The sequence below is a fragment of the Clostridium sp. LIBA-8841 genome (assembly GCF_034439435.1).
Taxonomy (GTDB): Bacteria; Bacillota; Clostridia; order Clostridiales; family Clostridiaceae; genus Sarcina.
Map to the genome: position 1 here is coordinate 307171 of NZ_JAPCKJ010000002.1, position 18406 is coordinate 325576.

Below are 18406 nucleotides of genomic sequence, written 5' to 3' on the forward strand. Positions count from 1 at the left end.
AACCTAAAAAAAAACTACTTTATATGAAATTTGACTATATGTTAATACATATAAATTCAAATAAAGTAGTTTTTTTTATTAATCATTCTAAAAATTTTTAAAATTTTATGCTTCTTGCGCTATACTGTTAACCTCATATTCTTTTCTTTTCTCTGTTTGATCAACTACCAATGCCGCTACTGAAGCTCCAGTAACATTAGTAGCAGTTCTTATCATATCAATTATTGAGTCAACAGCTATTACCATTGCTAAAGCTTCTATTGGTAAACCCAAAGCTGCTAACATTACAGTTGTTGACATAGTAGCTGAACCTGGTACCCCAGCTATACCAATAGAAGATATTACTGCTGTAAGTACAATAAGTATATATGAGTACATAGTAAGCTCCATATTAAACATATTTGCTGCAAATATAGCAACTATTGCTGGGTAAAATCCACCACATCCATTTAATCCAATTGTTGATCCAAGGGGTGCAACAAAACTTGCTATATTTTCTGATACCCCAACACCCTCTACTAGGGATTTTATTGTAACAGGTAAAGTTCCATAACTACTTTGACTTGTAAATGCTACAACCTGTGCAGGGAAAATTCCTTTAAAGAATTTTAGTGGATTCATTTTACCAACAAAGCTTACTAATGGAGTATATACAAATAAAAATTGAAGTAAAGCAGCTATATAAACAGCGGCAATAACCCATATTAATGACATTAAAGTATCAACTCCATTTTTTGCTGCAGCCGTAGCAATTAAGGCAAAAACTCCATAAGGTATTATTCTTAATACCATTTTAGTAATTCTTAAAACCACATCATAAGCAGATAAAACAAAATCTTTAAAAGGTTTTGCCTTCTCCTTGTTTGTATTATCCTCAATAACTAAGGCAATAGCTACAAACATTGAGAAAATAACGATTGGTATTATCTTATTATCTACAATTGCTGCTAAAGGATTTGATGGTAACATATCTATAAATACCTTTGAAAACTCTGGTATTTCCCTTGGTTTAAAGTTTTCAGCTCCTACAAGACTTAATCCTTGTCCAAGTCTTAAAGCACTTGCTACTATTATACCTATAATAGCTGCAGCCCCTGTAGTTCCTAATAAAACAGTAAATGTCTTTATTCCTATTGATTTTAATGTATTTAAATTTTCTAATCTAACAATACTAGTTATTAAAGATGTCACTACTAAAGGCACTACTATCATCTTAATTAAAGACATATATGCCTTTCCTACTGTATCTAAAAATAGTATATTTTCCTTAAATATAATTCCAAGTACTACTCCTAAAGTTAATGCTGTCAGCGTAGCAAATGAAAATTTATTTGTTATTTTTCTTATTTTGTATATAGCATAAGTTGCTAATATTGAAAATACAATTGCTAATACTAATTGAATATTAATCATATTAAATTCTCCCTTTGTAAAATTATTTTTTTATTTAACTCTGTTTCAATATGTTTTTACTTTAAAACAAAGTTTTAGATTAAATCTTTAAAATTAAGTTTTAATCATATAAGTAAAAAGTATAATTTTATCTCTATATGCTGGCCAGCAAAATATATAATAAAAAAAGCCCTCTACCCCTGTAAATTACAGAGGCAGAAGGCTATACTTCCACGGTTCCACTCTGATTAGATATAAAATATATCCATCTCTATTTAGGTACATACATACCCTAACTCTATAATGGGAGTTCCCATAAACACCTACTTAATTCGGCATTTCAGCTCCAAGGGGCACTTCAATAATACTTATTACAGGTTATCTCAGCAAACTAACCTTTCTCTGTAGTAACTTATAATATTTACTTTCCCTCTTCAACGCATTTGAAAGAATATTTTTCTTGTTTTAAATAATATATTATTTGTTTTTTAAAGTCAACATTTTTTTTAAAATAATTAAAATTTTAATAAATAATTTTATATAGATTACTTTCTATTAAACAAATTGAGTTTCTTCAAATCAGCTAAACACAAAGGTTTGCTGTAAAAATATCCTTGAATATAAATTTTATTTGATTTTGTATCTTTTATAAAATCAACTTGATTTTTCGATTCTACCCCTTCAACAATTATTGTCTTATTTCTTGTACAAGATAAATAATCTGAAGTTTCTATAATAGATTTATTCACATCTGACTCTTCAATATTGTCTATAAAACACTTATCCAATTTTATAACATCAAAATTGAACTTTTCTAACATTGAAAGATTAGAATATTCTACTCCAAAGTCATCTAAAGCAATAAAAAATCCATTTTCTCTAAGATATTCAATATTATTCTTAGCATTTTCTTGATTTTTACATTTATTGTTTTCAGTGATTTCTATACCAACTCTTTGATCACTCAATCCTGAATTATGTAGTATAATTATTAAATTTTCTACAAAATCTGTATTTTCAATTTCTTTTAATGATATATTCATAGAGACATAAAACTTATCTGATAAGCTCTTTATTTTGCTTAATTCTTCATAATCAATTATTATTCTATTCAGTATCCATATTGATACTGCACTCATCATATCAGCCTTTTCTATATCATTTATTATTATGTTAGGCATAATTATCTTATCTTTTAATTTTAGCCTTAAAAGTGCTTCGAAACCAACAATCTTCTCTTTTTTAGGATCTACTATAGGTTGATAATTCAGTAAATAGCTATCTTCCCTTATATATCTTTTGATTTTCTTCTTAATTATTAACTTATTTAAAACTGGATAAATATTTAATTTTAAAACTACTAAAAACAATATAATTATTAAAAACTTAAAAATTAAATTAATATTTTTTATTAAATTATTCTCTTTTTTAGTTATATTATTTTCATATTCATTTATTGAATTTTTATAGTAATTCTCTGCAAAATTTTTATTTTTAAAGTTTTCTAAATATAATAAGTCATCAATATATTTATCCTTTTGCTCATAATTTCCAATACTACTAGAAGATTTAATTAATCCTTCTAAAGCTCTTTCTAGATATTCTAAATTATAGCTTTCTTTTGATAAATCCATTAATTTTTCATATGCTTTTATGGATTCATTATAATTTTTTTCTTTAAAATATAAATTGGCCAATACATCATAATACATAATATCTTTATCAGAAAGAAATGTAACTTTATCCTTAGCTATATTTTCCTTTGCTGTATCCAAAAGACTTGAAGCCTCTGAAAGTTTTCCTTCACCACTTAGACATTCAGCTTTTATTATATTCTCTAAAATTTTAACATAATTATATTTGTTTTCATTGATATCATCATTATATTTATCAATTTCATCTATATATGATAATGACTTATCATAATTTCCCAACATGGCCTCTATTTCACTCATATTTATTAATTTATATATATTTAATTCAGACTTAACTGCCTTGTTGTTTATATCTATATTCTTTATATCATTTAATGTCTTAAGTGCCTCATCATATTGACCCATTTTCTTAGCTATAATCCCTAGACCTATTATGGCTTTATATCTACTTTCGTTATTTTTAGTTTTAATTGCATAATCTATAACATTTAAATTATCTTCAATTGCAGATGCATACTTATTTAAAATAGTATTTATTATTGCTAATCTTTCATAAACATATAACTTATTTTTATTATTAAGCTTATAACTATAGTCATTCATTGTATTATATATACCTAAAACTTCATGTATTCCATCCTCTGTATCTAGAAGCCTTCTTGAGGTATCCCATATTATTTTTTGGTATTTATTATAATCATCTGGACTTAAACTTTCAAAACCTTCTTTATCATATTGGATAGCTTTATTAACATCTCTATTATCTAAAGAATTTTCACACAAATAGCTAGAGGAATATAAAATAGCAAATTTTGATGTTTTTTTGTTCTTGTTCTCAATTGTCTTTTCAAAGTACCCTTTAGCTAATTCCTTATCTCCACTAATTTTCAAGTTATAATATCCTAAAATAAAATAATCATCTGAATTCTTTTCCTTGTCATTAGAAACTTTTTTTTCAGCCTCACTTATAACATAATCATTTGTATATTTTCCTTCTAAATATGAATACTCTATTCTACTTATCACATTAGGAATTCTTCTACAGTTAAAATAATATAATATGAAAAATGTGATTAAAACTAATGATATGATTAAAAAATATTTAACTTTTCTTTTAATTTTAATCATCTCCTCACCCAATTTGGATATAAATATTATCTCAAAGCTAGAATTTTATGTCAATATTTAGATATTAATGCAATTAATTGTCATCATATTTATCTTTTTTTGTTTTTATCTATTGACAACTTTATAAATAAAATGATATTATTATTAAGCAGTTGGTACGTATAGTGCTAATTATTTGTAGAGCTTGGTTTGTCCTTCGCCGGATGCCAAGCTCTACTTCTTTATGTAGATTAAAATTCATTTATAAAAATAAGAGCTACTAAATATATTCGATACATTTCTATTTATTCACAATTTCTACAATTTATCCTATAAACAAATTAGAAAATATATGCATATAATATATAAATATTTTTATTACTTTAAGAAGGGAGGTTTAATCAATAGGTGGATATTCTCCTATGATTATATGCTCTTATTGAAAATTATATGGAAAAGAATCTGTTTAACAATGAGGCTTTAGATGATATTCTATATAGATTATCAAACAGTACTTTTTCAGATTTTTTTTATGAAAAAATTGGTGAACGTAACATGCTAACGGGAGCCTTGAATTCTGATTATTCTGGAGTAGCATCTACAACCTTAAGTGGCTGTTCCTTTCAACTTCAACAATTAACTCTTTTTAAAAGATTATTAAATGAAGGTGAATTAATTTTAGAATTTATACTTGAGAATGCAGATGAATTCAGAAATTGGTTTAATAACAATCCTTATGCCTATTTTAAACATTGCTCTATATTTAAAAATTCAACTTTAAGTAAAGATTATTATAAAGATTTTAAATCTTCTTATTATCAGCTTACTTTAAAATATAATTTAAACTTACTTAATTTTATATCATCTCTACTTTTTCTTTCCTCTTATAATTGTTGCATAAAGAAAAAAACTCCATCTTCAGAAACATTCACTAAAGCAATCGTTGAAAATTTCCTAGATAAAATTTATGAGAAATCAGATGATATAAAAAACTATCTTGAAAAACTAGATTTAAAACCTCTAGAATTTAAAGATGAAGTTAGAAATCTATTAGGATTAATCGCCTCTGAAGCATTATATTTTGAAGATATTCCTTTAAGACTATTAGATTATGCAAGTACTAGCGATGTTCTTACAGTTATAATATTGATTGTAAATGTAAAGGAATATATCGCTGAAAGTAAAGTAATACCATTTAAACTTTCTAAATATTCTTTTATGAGCATAGATGAATATAAAGATTTTATGAGCTCTATAAGTGAATCATATCTTAGAATATATGACTATGATGAGGAAGTAAGAAGAAAGATAGAAGAAGATCTTAAACTTTAAATAAAAAGGCACTTGAATTTTATTTCAAGCTGCCTTTTTATTTTATTTAATACATCTTACTTATTTATTTTTTCTATCTTTTAATATCTTCTTCTTTTTAACTATTTGCAATATACTCTAAAAGATATTCTCTAATACCAATATTCTGTGATACAATGTAAAGATGTGAAAAGAAAAGTTAAGTTAATTATTATATAATGTATAAGTATTTTAATCTTAAAAAATTATTACTCTCTAAAGTAATAATTTCTATTCATTAGTTGGATATTAAAATTAAGAAAGGTGGTGAAATCCGTTACTACCTGATAATAATCATATATTTGTTATAAAGCAAATTAGTAACGGTCACATTATGACAACAACTACAAAAAACACTCAAATTTTTAAATACAATAAGGCAGAAAAAAGAAACAAAAACTTTATGTACATGGACTTTAGAAGAGCAAACTGCTACAACTGTGATTTTTCAAATTCTAATTTTAGCTATGCAAGCTTTAGAGGTGCACATTTTAAATCTTGTGATTTCTTTGAATGCAAATTTGATTCATCAGAATTCATAGGAAGTAATCTTAAAAAAAGTAAGTTTAAGAAGGCAAAATTTGAAAATGTAATATTTGAAGGAGTAAATCTAGATGGAGCTGATTTTTCAGGTGCTACTTTTGAAAATGTTATATTTCTAGATACAGATATAAGTAAAACAGTTGGAATGAAATTTACTGAAGATGAAGTTAAAATTTTCGAATCTATGCCTTCCCTTGATATAAGTGAAGAACTTAAATCATCTGTTTTAGAAGCTATGAAGAATAAATACATAAAAAAATCTAGAGTTCTAGATACAAAAGAAGGTGATATAAACCCAATAAGTTTAATGAGACTTCTTGAAGACCATAAAGAAAGTACTCTTATAAAAGGACTTAAGCTTTCTGCTGAAAGAATAGATAGAGATTTCTGTACACTAAGTTACATAAATAAAGCAATTGAAAAATTTAAAACTGAAGGATTATTATAAAATAAAGACAGTATCAAAATTATTTTGATACTGTCTTTTAATAAATTAAGCTTTATTTTTTCTTATTTCCTTTTGAATATTTTTCAAGGCTTTTTTTGAGCCTCTTTTAATATCTTTCTCAAGTTTTCTTTCCTTAAAATCTATAAATAATGAATCCATATCATAGTCCTTAGGATATAACTCTTCCGCCTTAATCTCTAAAAGAACTCTCCTTGCTGAAACCTCTATAAATTCATTTTTATAAAGAATAGTTAATATATTATATTTGTCTTTAGGCTTATACACTATTCCAACTTCATTAAAATCTAACAGTCTAACTCTATCCCCAATATTAAAATCAATTGTTTCTATTTTTATCTCTTCACATTCAAGTTGACTCTTTCTAACCTTATTCTCATTTAATTTCTCAAAATTATAATTCCTATTTTCAATATATCCCCTAGCTCTTTCTAGTATTTTTTCATTTATCCCCATCTTTCTAGATATCCAAAGAGCATTACTTTCTCCTGTTTTCCCTATAAGTAATTTGTATAAGGGTTCTAGTGTATCACTTTCAAATTGCATAGCCGAGTTTTCAAAGTCTTCATGATTTTCCGAAAAGTTCTTTATCTCTCCATAATGAGTTGTTGCTACTGTTATGCAACCTCTTTTATAAAATTCTTCTAAAATCGCTATTGCAAGACCTGCTCCTTCATTAGGTTCTGTTCCACTTCCAATTTCATCACATAATATAAGAGTTGATTTATTACAACTATTAATTATTTCAGATAAGTTTTTCATATGAGATGAAAATGTACTAAGAGAATTTTCAATACTTTGATTGTCACCTATATCAACAAATATTTTTTCAAAAATTGAAATTTCACTTCCTTCTTTAGCATTTATATGAAATCCACTTTGAACAGCTAAAGAAATTAATCCTACGTTCTTTAAAACTACTGTTTTTCCTCCTGCATTAGGACCTGTTATTATTAAAGATCTATAATTTTTTCCTATCTCAAAATCTAAAGGTACTACATTTCCTTTTAACAATGGGTGCTTTCCATTATTTATCTTTATATATCCATGATTATTAAGTTTAGGCTTTATCCCCTCTATAGATTTGCTATATTTGGCCTTTGCAAAAATCATATCATACTCTGCAATAACATCTATGTTTATTTTTATTTCTTTTACCTTTTCAAAAACTAAGTTAGTAAGCTCTGAAAGTATTCTATATTCTTCAATAGATTCCTCTGACTTTAACACAGCTAATTCTAAAGTGTGTTTTGAAATACTAGCTGGCTCTATAAATACAGTTGATCCTTTTGATGAAACTTCAACAACAGTTCCTTCAACTTGATTTTTATAAGAAGCTTTTATTGGAATAGTAAATCTATCATTTCTCTTACTAATAAAAAACTCTTGTATATACTTTTTATTAGCACTACTTTTTAAAAATTTCTCTAATTTTTGATTTATTTTCTCCTCACAATTTTCCATATGTCTTCTTATTCTTTTTAACTCTTTACTTGCATTTGACTCTACTAAAGATCCCTTTATGCTATTTTCTATTTCTTCTTCAATATTAGGTAAAATCGTTATTAAATTACTATATTCACTAAGTGTTTTTGCATAATCACTCTTCTTTTCCATAAAACTTTTTATTTTTCTACACCCTCTTAAAAAATCCCCTACAGCCACAAGCTCTTGAGGCTCTAGTATAAGTCCTTTTTCAAGATTATTAATCAAACTCTTTATATTTGATATCCCATCTAAAGGGATGTAACTAGAAATACTTAATATATTTCTTCCTTCACTTGTTTCATCTAATCTTTTCTTTACTACCTTTAAATTAGAACTTGGCTCTAATTTATCAATTAATTCTTTTCCTAAGCCACTAACACAATATGACTTTATAATATCCTTAAGCTCATTGTATTGTAATTTTTCAAATGTATTCTTATTCATAATATTCTCCTCATTTCAGAAACTTTAATAAATTAGCAAAATCTTATTTTCTTCCATGAAGATACATAATCTATATATTTTACCTTTAAATATTTCAAAGAAAATTCTTTAAAATATACTTTTGTCAATTAGTCCTTAATTTTACAAATAAAAAAAGCCATGGATACTCCACAGCTTTAAATTACACCTGTAAAATTTAAGTATTTATACTTAAATTAATGAATAGTAATAATTTTTAACTTATTACTTAAAAGGTATATAGCTAGATTGTATCTTCATAGAATAATCTAAATAAATCCACAACAAATAAAGGTAATTAATACCTTGATTTAAAAGACTTATTTAAATATTAAATTATCTATTTAGATACTACCTCACTCATAAAACACCTCTTATATATTAATATGTTATATATTAACATATTAATATATAAGAAATAAATTGTCAATTATTTATTTTATATTAATATTATTTACTCTACTATACTACTTACCTTCAAAATTTCTTTAATTTAAAAAAATTAAAGAAAGTATTTATAAATTAATAATTTCAAATTATCTAAAGTATACAATAATAAACTGTATAAAATTTTATGATATACTATTTATATAAAATTAAATAAAAACTATGCTTTTTTAAATTTAAAGATAAGGAGTGAATACTATATGTTTAAACATATTTTAGAAGGAGCAATTTGGATTATAAATACAATATCAATAATAGTTCTTTTGTGGGGAGTTGTTTTAACTGCAAAGGATTTTCTTATATCTGAAATAAAATCTAAAGACAGAATTGATGCAGTAAAAAAATTAACTATTGTGAAAAATTGCTTAGGAACTTATATATTACTTGGACTAGAGCTTCTAATCTGTGCAGATATCATTGAATCTATATTAAATCCTACATTTCACGATATCATAGTTCTAGCCTCTATCGTAGTCATAAGAACTGTAATTTCTTACTTCCTTAATAAAGAAATTGAATCTAACAAAGAACATCTTGCAAATTAAATTCTAAATTACTATAAAGGAAGTGATTGCTTTGGTGAATAGAATTTTAGAGGGAGTAATTCTTGTTTTACAAGGAATAGCTGTTATGATTGTTGTTTATGGTGTTATCTTAACTACCTTTAAATTCTTTAAAACAGAGTTTTCAAGAGAGGATAAAATATCAAAAGCCAAAAAATTAACTATAGCTAAAAACTCTTTAGGCAAATATATATTATTATGTTTAGAAATATTAGTCTGTTCAGGTATTATATTATCAATTTTAAAACCAACCTTATATGATATACTACTTTTAGGATCTACAGTTGCTCTTAGAACTGTAATTTCTTATTTCTTAAAGAAAGAACTTAAGCTAAATAAAACTAAATAAAATTCTAAAAAGAAAACTCTCAATGAGTTTTCTTTTTATATATGGTTAAAATACATATAAATTACGTACAAATATAATATTTTTAAATAATTATTAATATCTATTAAGTAAATAAGCTTTTGAGGTAAAATTAAATGAATTTGAAATATGTTTTTTCTTTATTTGTTTTATATTGTAAGGATTTACTTTCGACTAAATTTAGAAAAGTATTATTTTGTTTTTTATTTTGTCAAATTATTATTTTAATTACTTCACCACCACAATCTAATAAAAATTTTAATATAAAAAAGACAAAGTCTATACTTAATAAATATGTACCATATCAACCAATTCTTACTGAGAACATAAAAATGCCGAAGCCTACATCTAATGAGGCTGTACCATATAAGCCAACCCTTAATAAATATATAAAAAGACCAAAACCTATATTTAATAAAGCTGTACTGCATCAGTTAACTCTTACTAAAAATATAAAAGAGCCAAAGCCTAACTCTAATGAAACTGTACCATATAAGCCAATCCTTAATAAATATATAAAAAGGCCAAAGCATATATTTAATAAAGCTGTACTACATCAGCCAACTCTTACTAAGAATATAGAAGAGCCGAAGCCTACATCTAATGAAGCTGTACCATATAAGCCAACCCTTAATAAAAATATAAAAAGGCCAAAATCTATACTTAAAAAAGCTATACCATACCAGCCAAATCTTAGTAAGAATATGAAAAAGTCAAAGCCTATACTTATTGAAACTATACTACATGAGCCAATTGTCAATAACAACATATCAAGCTCAAGGTCTATAACTGATAATTTAGGAAAAGAAACTTTTAATCATAATAAAAATTTCTTTTCCTCATTAAAAATAACTAATTCAATTATCCACCTAAAAGATTCAACCCATTTTAAGGATATTGATAACAACTTTGTTACTCCCAACTATAATATTCAATTACTAAAAGATAATTATAAATTTTCAAAATTACCTATTTATCTAAATGAATTTTCTATAGTTGAAACTTTTACAGGTGATATAAACTTTCCCAAACATATTACTTTCATAGACTCAATACAAAACACTCTCAAGTTTTGTTCAAGCTCACTTATGCTAGATGCTCAAAGTAGAACTTCAGGCTTTTTGTTTCTAAGCGGTCATTTAGAAATAGATGTATTATATTCTTTGCCAGAAAATGAAATAACGCCTCTTGTCTCTAAATTCCATAGCTATATTATTAGGGTGCCTTTTGATAGTTCTATTCATGTAAAATTTAAATCACCTATTATAGGAGATACTCTCTATTTCAATGACCTAAACATATCCTTAAAAGAAAGTAAATTTACTACCGACATAAAATTTAATGATGAAAAAATTTTAGAAAATTATATTTACTTATATAAAACTGTTAGGCTATCAATAATTGCTAACTATATAATAGAACTCTATGATTTCCTATAATAAAAATCAATCATTTTTAAAAAAAAATGTAGAAATTTAGAACATTTTTTTTAAAAAGGAATAATATATAACATAAGATATTATTAAAGATTTATATTATGAGGTGAAACAAATGAATTCAAAGTGCGAAAAAAACTTTCCAGTATGTGCTGATGATATCGATGTAACTGTTAAAAATTTCACTGCAACTACTAAAGAAGACTGTAATAAGAAGAAAAAACATGACTATGATAAAGATAAAGACTGTATGAAATCAAAAAATTTTGATAAAGATGATTGTATGAAGGATAAAAAACCTGAATGTGATAAATATAAAGAGAAAGATTGTATAAAAGCAAAAGTTCTTGCTAAAGTAGCTGAGGTAGAAGTAACTCAACCTTTAACTGATACAATATTCATACCTGAAGGTTTCTTCAGCATAAAAAAAATAGCTAGAAGAGTTGTCTTAACTCAATGCTATGTTGTTCCTGATGAAATGAAGGTTAAATATTACGATTACTATGACAAAGATAAATGTAATGCTCATTTATTTGTAGAAGGCTTTATTCTAAAAAATATACAATATGCTACTCCAAGTTGTGGTCAAGATGAAGCTGAAGACGACTGTCTAGTAATGAGAAATGATTATAAAGACATCACTGCTAAGATAAACTTTAATTTCTCAGTTCCTATAAGACTTGAAAATGCTGAATTAGTAGGAGAAGTAGACGACGATGAATTTGCTATACTAAAAGACTGCATGAAACCTTGTGATAAAGGAACAATTAGTGAATCCGATTGCGAAAGATTACATTCTCAATCAGTTAGATTACAAGAGCCATTTACTTGTGAATTAGAAAAATATGATATATCTGAAGCTGTTATAAATAAAACTAAGAATGAATGTACTGATGAAAATCTATTTGATACTATTGTTGAAAAATTAGCAATAAAACTAAATATAGATATATTCCAACTTCAAGTGAAAAAATTAGAAATGTGTGATGAAAAGAAACACTATTAATTTATTGGCTTAACTATTTAAAATAAAGATTGACTATTTAGTCAATCTTTATTTTTGGTTTTAATTATTCATATTGGCTTTAATTATATACTTAACACTAGCTCAAAAGCTATTCTCTCACTTCCATCCTCTAAATATATTAATCCACATTTTTTAAAATTATTCTTACATAATGCCTTTTGCATTGAAACATTATCTTTATGGGTATCTATCTTTATACTAAAGATATTATTGCTTAAAGCTATCTTTGCTACTTCTTTGATTAACTCTTTAAAAAGCCCTTTTCCCTTATAATTGCTATGTACTGCAACTCTATGCATAACCATATACTCTTCTTCAGTAACCCATTGTCCATGAAATATAGAATTATAAGTACTTTCCCCCTTTAATGATATTACGGTTGTTGCCAAAACATCATTTCCGTTAACTAGCACATAACTATTTCCACCCTCTATATCTTTTCTTAAATCATTCTTTTCTGGATAGCCATTTTGCCATTGATCAACTTTAGCTTCTTTAAGATATTTCTTAGCCTCTTCTATTATATCTACTATTTGTTCTAAATCAGAAATTTTTGCTCTTCTAAATTCCAAATTCCTTCCCCCTATCTACTAAGTTTGAATGATATTTTATATTAAAACATTTAATTTGTCTATATAAAAATAATTAATATTAATCAGGATATATATTATTACATTATAGATTTAAATATCATCCTATAACTATTCTCTATTATTTTCCTCTAATTTTTCGATATAAAAGAACAAAACTAAAAAGCTAACAGAAAAATCTGTTAGCTTATAAAATATTATTTAGCAACTTTTTTACTATTAACCACTTTTAAAACAAAATATCCTAAAAATATTACTGTATAAGTTCCTACTGTATTCCAATTAATTTGCTTTTTGTTTAATAAAATAATCATTATATGAGCATATATTAAGAAGTAAAAAGGATACGCCCATCTTTGAAGCTTTTTCCATTTGCTTGGTGACATGTTAATTCTCACTTTTTTAAAGGAAGTTATAAATAAAGGAATCATTATTACAAATGCTAAAATTCCTACTATTACAAATACTAAATAGGATACACTTAAAGTCTTTCCATTAAACAAATTTATTAAGAATTTATATGTATATACTATAAAATGAGGCAATATTAATATAGATGCTAAAATAGCCATTTCAGCTCTAACTCTTAAAAGCTTTTTAGTAACTCCCCATTTTTTACTTAATGCTCCTACAAACATTATTAATATAAATAATGCTGTTGATACATACCCCTTCATAAAACTTCTTTCTAAAATATAGACAATTCCATCTAATTTTAAGCCTGTCCATATTTTAAAAAACTCATATGTAGTAACTATGATTGTTATTAAAGAAGCTAAAAGATAAAAATACTTTGTTTGCTTCTTTAAAATGTTATTTAATCCTAATGATAAAATTATTACTGCTATTAGTGAATAAATTAAATAGTCCATTGATTTCTCCCTTCAATTATTATTGACAATCATTTTCATTTAGATAATACTATACAACTTGTTAAAAGTCAATTAAAAATCTAGTAATATTTGAAACATTTTATCCTTATAATATACTTATTATTCATTTAATAAATAAAGAAGGTAAGAGAATTTTTATCCTCTTACCTTCTATTGCTCCAAAGATTCCTATAAATTTTTCTTAATCAACTTATTACTCACTATAATCACATATAGTCTCTTCATCAAATCCAACAGTATTCTCTTCATTAAGTTCAATCTTATTTTTATAAGATTTTTCAGATATAGATCTTAAAACTAAACCTAAAGCCATAAGTATTAATGGACCTCCATAAGTTTTTATTATTAGAAGAACTGCTTCTTTACCTGAACTTCCAACAATATCTTGAAGCCCTGCTCCGAAAAAGCCTGCACAAGAAAGCACTAGAGCTATACCAGCTACTGTATATGCTAATGCATCTGATTTAAAGAATTTAAATTCTAATTCTTTATTATTCTTTCTAAAGGATATAAATGCACATATTAATACTACATAAGGTACCACAACTGCTAATGATGATAGATCTGTTAATAACTTAAAGAAGTCATCTATTGATCCTATTCCTAATAAAGGTATTGATATTAACACTACTAAAATTGCACATTGTGTCCAAAGAGCATTAACTAAAGTACCATCCTTTCTCTTTTTAGTTAAAAAGCTTGGGAATGTTCCCTTCGGAACTTCTCCAAACATGGCTCTTATAGGTGACTCCATCCAAATTATATAAGCTGCTATTGATGTTATTAAATTAATTGCAGCATATATTTGAACTACCACCTTACCATTTATTCCAAAGTTATTAGCTAAAATGTAATATACAACATAACCAGCATCTTGAATTCCAGCTTTTTCTAAAACTTCTGGTGAAGCTATAAGTTGTATAGCCACTGAACCTAAAATATATGAAAATGCTATTAAAGCTGTTGCTATTATCATTGCCTTTGGAAATGTTTTTTTAGGATTTTCTGTTTGCATTATGTAAGTACCCGCCACCTCTGAGCCTGACACTGCAAATAATAACCATGAAAAAGTAGAAAAATAACTTACATTAAAATCAGGTATTACATTTTGAGTTGTAAATTCAGTGGCAGATGGAGTTCCTATAAAGTATCCAACCACTGCCATTAATATAAAAATTACTGTTGCAGCTAAAGTAAATTGTCCACCAAAATCAGCAAGTTTTGAGAACTTACTTACTCCTATAGTTGCTATATATGTCATAGCTATACATATTACTATTGATAAAATAGGTAATAAATATGCATTAGAATCAGTAAATACATTTCTACCAAGTATTGCCCATGATGCCGCTACTGGTATTCTTGAAAACACCATTTGTAGATAAAATAATATTCCTATAAAATATGTCCAAGTTCCTATAAAAGCCCATTTTTCTCCCAGAGCTTTATTTATCCATGAATATATTCCACCTTCTTTATCCTGATTTGCAGAAGCCATTTCTGCTATTATTCCACATAAAGGTAAGAAATAGAAAATAGATACTATTACCCATGATGGAATCGCTGATGGTCCTAAATAAACCGCATTACTTGCTATATTAGTAAACCCAAATGTTGGTACAAAAATAAGCATTACTAAAGCCCAAAGCTTTATCTTTTTATCCTTTCCCATTATAAACTCCCCTTCTTTTGTACTTTTAAATACATTTAATATTTTGTTAATCATTTGTTCATTTATCTGTAAAAATTATACCACCTCAATAATAAATATACAACACGTTCTTATGAATATTTATTCTCATTTTTTGTATTTTTATCTATGTAATCGATATTTTAAAAGACTTAACCTCTATTATTATACTAATTTAAAGTTTTTACATGTTTTATATATGCAAATTTTATTCAATATATTGCATAATTTCTTTTCAACAAAAAAGGTTATAAACATAATTAATAGTTATTAATTATGTTTATAACCTTTTTATAATTTTTTTAAATTTATTATTTTTCTTTAGATCTTATTATATATTTTGTTTTAGGTAAATAGTAAATCATATTAATTAAATAGATAAAAGACTCTTCCATCATTAAAAGAGTCTTTTAAATATATTATGAAAAATTCTATTATAACTTTTATTTTAAAATAATCTCACTGGGTATCTTATGAAACTATTCAAAACAAATTTTATTCAAGTTATTGGGTATTTATAACTTGAATTCATTGTATGATCATTTATCCGTTTTACATATATTAATTTTTAGTGTTGTTTGTTTATTAAAGTCTATATAAAAGTCTATTGTATTCATGCCTTTTATTTTTTTATTTTGACTAGCTCTAGCAATAGAGCTAGTCTTATGATTATATCTTTTAAATTAATTATAAAATTTATTAGAATGCAGCTTTAAATATTTCAACGATGTCTCTTTCATTACCTTTTCTTGGGTTACTGAATGCATTACCATCTTTAAGAGCCATTTCTGCCATGTATTCGAAATCTTCTTCTTTTATACCTTTATCTCTTAATCTTGCTGGTATTCCTATATCAGTTGATAATCTGAACATTGCATCTATAGCTTTTTGAGCAGCATCCATTACTGATAATCCTTCTATGTTTTCTCCCATGAATTCAGCTATATCAGCGAATTTTTGTGGGTTAGCTATTAAGTTATATTTACATACGTGTGGTAATAACATAGCATTAGCTACTCCATGAGGCATGTCATATAATCCACCTAATTGGTGAGCCATAGCATGTACATATCCTAAGTTAGCATTGTTGAATGCCATACCAGCTAATAATGAACCATAAGCCATATTTTCTCTTGCTACTAAGTTTTCTCCTAAAGCAACAGCTTGTCTTAAGTTATTTGATATTAATTTTATAGCTTGTATTGCAGCAGCATCTGTTACAGGGTTAGCATCTTTTGATACGTATGCTTCTACAGCGTGAGTTAAAGCATCCATTCCTGTTGCAGCTGTTAATCCTGCTGGTTTTCCAACCATTAATAGTGGGTCATTGATTGAAACTAAAGGTAGGTTTCTCCAGCTTACTATAACGAATTTAACTTTAGTTTTAGTGTTTGTTATAACACAGTGTCTTGTTACTTCACTTGCAGTTCCAGCTGTAGTGTTTACTGCTACTATTGGAGGAAGTGCATTTGTTAATGTTTCTATTCCAGCATAGTCATAAAGATCTCCTTCGTGAGTTGCAGCTATACCTATACCTTTACCACAGTCATGTGAACTTCCTCCACCAACTGTAACTATCATATCACAGTTTTCATCTTGGAATATTTTTAATCCATCTCTAACGTTTGTATCTTTTGGATTTGGTTCTACTCCATCATAGTAAGCAACTTCTATTCCTGCTTCTTTCAGGTATTTTTCAGTTAATTCAACTGCTCCACCTTTTAAGCTTCTTAAAAATTTATCTGTAACTATTAAAGCTTTTTTTCCACCTAATATTTTACATCTTTCACCAACTACTGATATTGAGTTAGCTCCCATAAAGTTTACACTTGGTACTAAATAATCGTACATTCTCATTTCTATTTCCTCCATTTTCCTTGAAAAATTTATATTATGAAATCTAAATATATTTTTAAATATTTAATCTATAATGATTAAATAATATTAGCTTTTTACTATTTATTGTTAAAACAATCTACTGCAGCTTGTGCTATAGCCATGTCTTCTTCAACAGTTCCACCACTTACACCAACAGCTCCTACAACTTTTCCATCAACTATAATTGGGAATCCACCACCAAATGGTACTATTCTACAATTATTTGTTAATTGAAGACCATAAAGACTTTCTCCTGGTTGAACACACTCTGCGATTTCATGACTTCCTTGTTTCAAACAAGCTGCTGTATAAGCTTTGTTTATAGCTATGTCTATACTTGTTAAAAATGCATCTTCCATTCTATGCATAAGTATTAAATTAGCACCAGCATCAACTGCTGCAAATATAACTGGAACATTCATTTCTTTAGCTTTAGCTTCTGAAGCTTTAGCCATTTCCTTAACTATCTCTAAGCTTAATTCTTTTACATCATTTAATTTTTTCATATTTTTCCCCTCCTCTTAAGCTATTTTATTTATCTATTTCTTCATATCTTGCTAATGCAAATAAAGCATCTGATAATCTGTTTATGTATTTTTTAATCTCTTCTCTTAATGGCTGTACTTCATTTAAAGCAGTCATTATTCTCTCTCCTCTTCTAGCTACAGTTCTAGCTACATGAAGAGTTGCTGAAGATCTATTTTTACCTGGTATAACAAAGGCTGTTAATGAACCAGCTATTTCCATATATTTATCTATTAATTTTTCTAAATACTCTATATGTTTTAATTCAATTTTATCCTTTAAAAGCTCAAGTCCTTTTTCATCACTAGCAAGCTCGGCTCCTAACATGAACAATTCTTTTTGTATTTTATTAAGTATATTCTTCTCTTCCTCATTAGATAGTTCAGCATAAGCAAGTCCTATGAAAGATATTAATTCATCTATTGTTCCATAAGCATCTACTCTTAAATCACATTTATCTACTCTACTTCCTCCGAAAAGAGAAGTTGTTCCTTTATCACCAGTTTTAGTGTAAATATTCATGTTAA

The 18406-nt window shown here is 26.3% G+C and carries 15 protein-coding genes and 1 other annotated feature; of the genes, 6 read left to right on the forward strand and 9 right to left on the reverse strand.

The window, feature by feature from the left end:
* Positions 1-105: 105 nt before the first annotated feature.
* Complete coding sequence (locus OIF33_RS07085) at positions 106-1413, reverse strand: dicarboxylate/amino acid:cation symporter (RefSeq protein WP_322503528.1); 1308 nt, start codon at positions 1411-1413, stop codon at positions 106-108.
* A gap of 187 nt (positions 1414-1600) precedes the next feature.
* Positions 1601-1839 (reverse strand) — a binding site (T-box leader).
* Between the two features lie 98 nt (positions 1840-1937).
* A complete protein-coding gene (locus tag OIF33_RS07090) occupies positions 1938-4175 on the reverse strand; it encodes an EAL domain-containing protein (protein WP_322503529.1) in 2238 nt (745 codons plus the stop codon).
* A gap of 429 nt (positions 4176-4604) precedes the next feature.
* On the opposite strand from OIF33_RS07090, the gene OIF33_RS07095 reads away from it, so the two are divergent.
* Together OIF33_RS07095 and OIF33_RS07100 are read left to right on the forward strand one after the other, a co-directional pair.
* Positions 4605-5486 carry a hypothetical protein gene (locus tag OIF33_RS07095; protein WP_322503530.1) on the forward strand — a complete coding sequence of 294 codons (882 nt, stop codon included), beginning with the start codon at positions 4605-4607 and terminating at the stop codon, positions 5484-5486.
* A gap of 352 nt (positions 5487-5838) precedes the next feature.
* A complete protein-coding gene (locus OIF33_RS07100; protein ID WP_322503531.1) occupies positions 5839-6495 on the forward strand; it encodes a pentapeptide repeat-containing protein in 657 nt (218 codons plus the stop codon).
* Positions 6496-6540: 45 nt separating this feature from the next.
* Here the strand turns inward: OIF33_RS07100 and OIF33_RS07105 are convergent, their stop codons facing one another.
* Entirely contained in the window at positions 6541-8445 is a 1905-nt protein-coding gene (locus OIF33_RS07105; RefSeq protein ID WP_322503532.1) for an endonuclease MutS2, read from the reverse strand.
* A 665-nt stretch (positions 8446-9110) separates the two neighbouring features.
* Here OIF33_RS07105 and OIF33_RS07110 point away from each other — a divergent pair.
* The 4 genes from OIF33_RS07110 to OIF33_RS07125 all read left to right on the forward strand — a co-directional run bounded on the left by OIF33_RS07110 (position 9111) and on the right by OIF33_RS07125 (position 12282).
* The gene (locus OIF33_RS07110) at positions 9111-9455 is read left to right on the forward strand and encodes a DUF1622 domain-containing protein (RefSeq protein WP_322503533.1); all 345 of its coding nucleotides are present in this window, start codon (positions 9111-9113) and stop codon (positions 9453-9455) included.
* A gap of 31 nt (positions 9456-9486) precedes the next feature.
* Positions 9487-9822 (forward strand): DUF1622 domain-containing protein, encoded by a 336-nt coding sequence (locus OIF33_RS07115; RefSeq protein ID WP_322503534.1) that lies wholly within the window; start codon positions 9487-9489, stop codon positions 9820-9822.
* 134 nt (positions 9823-9956) lie between these two features.
* A complete protein-coding gene (locus OIF33_RS07120) occupies positions 9957-11279 on the forward strand; it encodes a hypothetical protein (RefSeq protein ID WP_322503535.1) in 1323 nt (440 codons plus the stop codon).
* Positions 11280-11391: 112 nt separating this feature from the next.
* On the forward strand, positions 11392-12282 hold the full coding sequence (locus OIF33_RS07125) for a hypothetical protein (RefSeq protein ID WP_322503536.1): 891 nt from the start codon (positions 11392-11394) through the stop codon (positions 12280-12282).
* An 83-nt stretch (positions 12283-12365) separates the two neighbouring features.
* Here the strand turns inward: OIF33_RS07125 and OIF33_RS07130 are convergent, their stop codons facing one another.
* From OIF33_RS07130 to OIF33_RS07155, 6 genes are all read right to left on the reverse strand, one after another.
* Entirely contained in the window at positions 12366-12875 is a 510-nt protein-coding gene (locus tag OIF33_RS07130) for a GNAT family N-acetyltransferase (RefSeq protein WP_322503537.1), read from the reverse strand.
* 215 nt (positions 12876-13090) lie between these two features.
* Complete coding sequence (locus tag OIF33_RS07135; protein WP_322503538.1) at positions 13091-13765, reverse strand: ferric reductase-like transmembrane domain-containing protein; 675 nt, start codon at positions 13763-13765, stop codon at positions 13091-13093.
* A 214-nt stretch (positions 13766-13979) separates the two neighbouring features.
* The gene (locus OIF33_RS07140; RefSeq protein WP_322503539.1) at positions 13980-15458 is read right to left on the reverse strand and encodes an amino acid permease; all 1479 of its coding nucleotides are present in this window, start codon (positions 15456-15458) and stop codon (positions 13980-13982) included.
* 717 nt (positions 15459-16175) lie between these two features.
* Positions 16176-17339: a 1,3-propanediol dehydrogenase gene (gene dhaT / locus OIF33_RS07145; protein ID WP_322503828.1), complete on the reverse strand. Its 1164-nt coding sequence runs from the start codon at positions 17337-17339 to the stop codon at positions 16176-16178.
* 92 nt (positions 17340-17431) lie between these two features.
* Positions 17432-17860: a heme-binding protein gene (locus OIF33_RS07150; RefSeq protein ID WP_322503540.1), complete on the reverse strand. Its 429-nt coding sequence runs from the start codon at positions 17858-17860 to the stop codon at positions 17432-17434.
* A gap of 25 nt (positions 17861-17885) precedes the next feature.
* A complete protein-coding gene (locus OIF33_RS07155) occupies positions 17886-18401 on the reverse strand; it encodes a cob(I)yrinic acid a,c-diamide adenosyltransferase (protein ID WP_322503541.1) in 516 nt (171 codons plus the stop codon).
* Positions 18402-18406: the final 5 nt, after the last annotated feature.